Annotated in this window: 2 protein-coding genes and 2 pseudogenes; 3 read left to right on the top strand and 1 reads right to left on the bottom strand. The window is 63.2% G+C overall.

Features of this window, described 5'->3' with window-relative positions:
- Positions 1-132 precede the first annotated feature (132 nt).
- The 3 genes and pseudogenes from QOC89_RS16250 to QOC89_RS16240 form a co-directional block, all read left to right on the top strand.
- Positions 133-271, top strand: a pseudogene (locus tag QOC89_RS16250) (glutathione-dependent formaldehyde dehydrogenase); the annotation flags it as partial.
- A 26-nt stretch (positions 272-297) separates the two neighbouring features.
- Entirely contained in the window at positions 298-1,467 is a 1,170-nt protein-coding gene (locus tag QOC89_RS16245) for a zinc-dependent alcohol dehydrogenase (RefSeq protein WP_323045946.1), read from the top strand.
- Positions 1,468-1,627: 160 nt separating this feature from the next.
- Positions 1,628-2,206: a hypothetical protein gene (locus QOC89_RS16240; protein WP_323045945.1), complete on the top strand. Its 579-nt coding sequence runs from the start codon at positions 1,628-1,630 to the stop codon at positions 2,204-2,206.
- Positions 2,207-2,417: 211 nt separating this feature from the next.
- Here the strand turns inward: QOC89_RS16240 and QOC89_RS16235 are convergent.
- Positions 2,418-2,530, bottom strand: a pseudogene (locus QOC89_RS16235) (IS6 family transposase); the annotation flags it as partial.

Here is a 2,530-nt window from a genome sequence, read left to right as displayed (position 1 = left end):
GGCAATGAATAGGCGTGGCGCTTGCCATGACACGCGAAATCTTTACAAGCTGTGGCGTTGCTTTTTGTAAAGCTCATGACGGGCACGATTGAAAGGTGTCCGATCAAAAGGAGGTGATGATATGTCGCGCATCTGGTCGAACTCGTGCGCAATGGCTCTTGGTCCACTCGGCGTGCTGACGCAACGCGAACCGATCACCGATGCAATCGAGGCCTACCGAGCGTTCGGCCGGCGCGAGCCGGGCTGGATCAAGGTGAAACTGGAACCGTAGGCGCTTCATAACGTGGAGAAGCAAACATGAAAGCACTCAGATGGCATGGCAAGAAAGACATCCGTTGCGACACGGTGCCGGATCCGCAAATCGAGCATGCGCGCGATGCAATCATCAAGGTCTCGACCTGCGCGATCTGCGGCTCGGATCTGCATCTGTTCGACGGCTTCATGCCGGGCATGGAATCGGGCGACATCATGGGCCATGAGTTCATGGGCGAAGTCGTCGAGGTGGGTAAGGAGAACAGCGCGTTGCGGGTGGGCGACCGCGTAGTGGTGCCGTTTACGATCATTTGCGGCGAATGCGACCAGTGCAAACGCGGCAATTTCTCCGTCTGCGAGCGCACCAATCGCAACAAGGACGTGGCGGACAAGATGTTCGGCCACACCACGGCCGGGCTGTTCGGCTATACGCATCTCACCGGCGGCTATCCAGGCGGCCAGGCCGAATACGTGCGCGTGCCATTCGCGGACAAGACCCACGTGAAGATTCCGGACGGCCTGACCGACGAGCAGGTTCTGTTTCTCGGCGATATTTTTCCGACCGGCTGGCAGGCGGCCGTGCAATGCGACATCGAGCCGACCGATACCGTTGCGATCTGGGGCGCTGGCCCCGTCGGCCAGATGGCGATCCGCAGTGCGATGCTGCTGGGGGCCAAACAGGTTATCGCGATCGACTGCGTGCCGGAGCGTCTATCGATGGCGCGCGCGGGCGGTGCGGTCACGATCGACTTCAAGAATGAAAGCGTGCTTGAGCGGCTCATGGATCTGACCGCCGGCAAGGGCCCTGAAAAATGTATCGACGCGGTCGGCATGGAATCACATGCAACCCGCTCCGTCGACGCGATGTACGACCGCGCGAAGCAGGCCGTCATGCTGGAGACGGACCGCCCGCACGTCTTGCGCGAAATGATCTACGTGTGCCGCCCGGCCGGGGTGTTGTCGGTGCCCGGCGTGTACGGCGGCCTGATCGACAAGATTCCGTTCGGTGCCTCGATGAACAAGGGACTGACGTGGCGCATGGGGCAGACGCACGTCAACCGCTGGACCGACGATCTGTTGCGGCGGATTCAGGAAGGGCAGATCGATCCGTCGTTTGTGATTACGCATACGGTGTCGCTGGACGAAGGGCCGGCCATGTACAAGACGTTCCGCGACAAGGAAGACGGTTGCATCAAGGTTGTGCTCAAGCCGTGAAAGAAGGCGCGTGCGCAGCTTGTGGGCTACGCGCGCGCTATTCGGCCGGCGATCTCGGACTCTATCTTCGAAGGTGACACGAGTGGACTCAAATGCAAACTTATCTGCGGGCTCAGGAGCGGGCCCGGACTCCGCCCCGGGACGCACTGACAGCCCCGGCATGCTTCGGACAGCGTTGCAACCCGCCATGGTCGCGCGCGGCCTCGGCTGGTTCAGCATCCTGCTCGGCGTCGCGCAGGTGCTCGCGCCGCGCGTGATGTCGCGTGCGGTCGGCGTAAAAGCATCGCCGGCCACGATGCGAATGACCGGATTACGCGAACTGACGTGCGGGGTCGGCATTCTCGCCGCGCGTGATCCGAGGCCGTTCCTGTGGGCGCGCGTAGGCGGCGATGCGCTCGATCTTGGCACGCTCGCGACGGCATCGTCCGGCCTCGATGCACACAGGCGGCGCGCGATGATTTCGGCGGTCAATGTGGCCTGCCTGAGCGCGCTGGACGTGTACGCGGCGAACCGCTCGAGCGCCGCTGCGCCGGCGGACGCCACCCGGCGCGCGATCCGCGACTACAGCGCGCGGAGCGGCTTCCCACGCCAGCCCTCGGCGATGCGAGGCGCCGCGCTCGCCGACTTCGAAACCCCGCGCGACATGCGCACGCCAGAAGCGCTGCAGTCGTTCACGCGGGAGACGTCGCCGGCGGCGGATCGAAGAAAACGGGCGGGCAGTGTGACGTCGCAAGACTAACCAGGCGGCAGGACTCTCAAGCAAAGGACGCAAGCGCCCAGGGCAATGCCGAGCGTTCGGTATTTATGCAACGTGGCGCTCGCGTAGGCACTCGATTCCAACGCTCGGGCCTGGCGCGGCGAGGCTGAGGAGGAAAGGGCAGGAAAGAGCACCCTCAACACAGCAGATGCCGCTTGAGCGCGAAATGTTGCCGGATCGGCCCGAAGCACAAGAGAAATTTCTGTGTGCGTTTCGGGTCGCGAAAGCCTCGCATGCGACGCTCGCGTTCGCGCCTCGGTTGATGGCTGTTCTCTGCTCGGTTGTTCAGTCGGGCCGCAGCTTTGA

The sequence above is a fragment of the Paraburkholderia sp. genome, assembly GCF_034668105.1.
In the GTDB taxonomy this organism is placed as follows: Bacteria; Pseudomonadota; Gammaproteobacteria; order Burkholderiales; family Burkholderiaceae; genus Paraburkholderia.
Note: the sequence above shows the minus strand (reverse complement) of the source record. Positions and strands in the feature narration are given on the sequence as shown.

Excerpts from the sequence above, each read along its gene's own strand:
- QOC89_RS16245 (WP_323045946.1), top strand. The coding sequence starts at position 298 with ATGAAAGCACTCAGATGGCATGGCAAGAAAGACATCCGTTGCGACACG.
- QOC89_RS16240 (WP_323045945.1), top strand. The coding sequence starts at position 1,628 with ATGCTTCGGACAGCGTTGCAACCCGCCATGGTCGCGCGCGGCCTCGGC.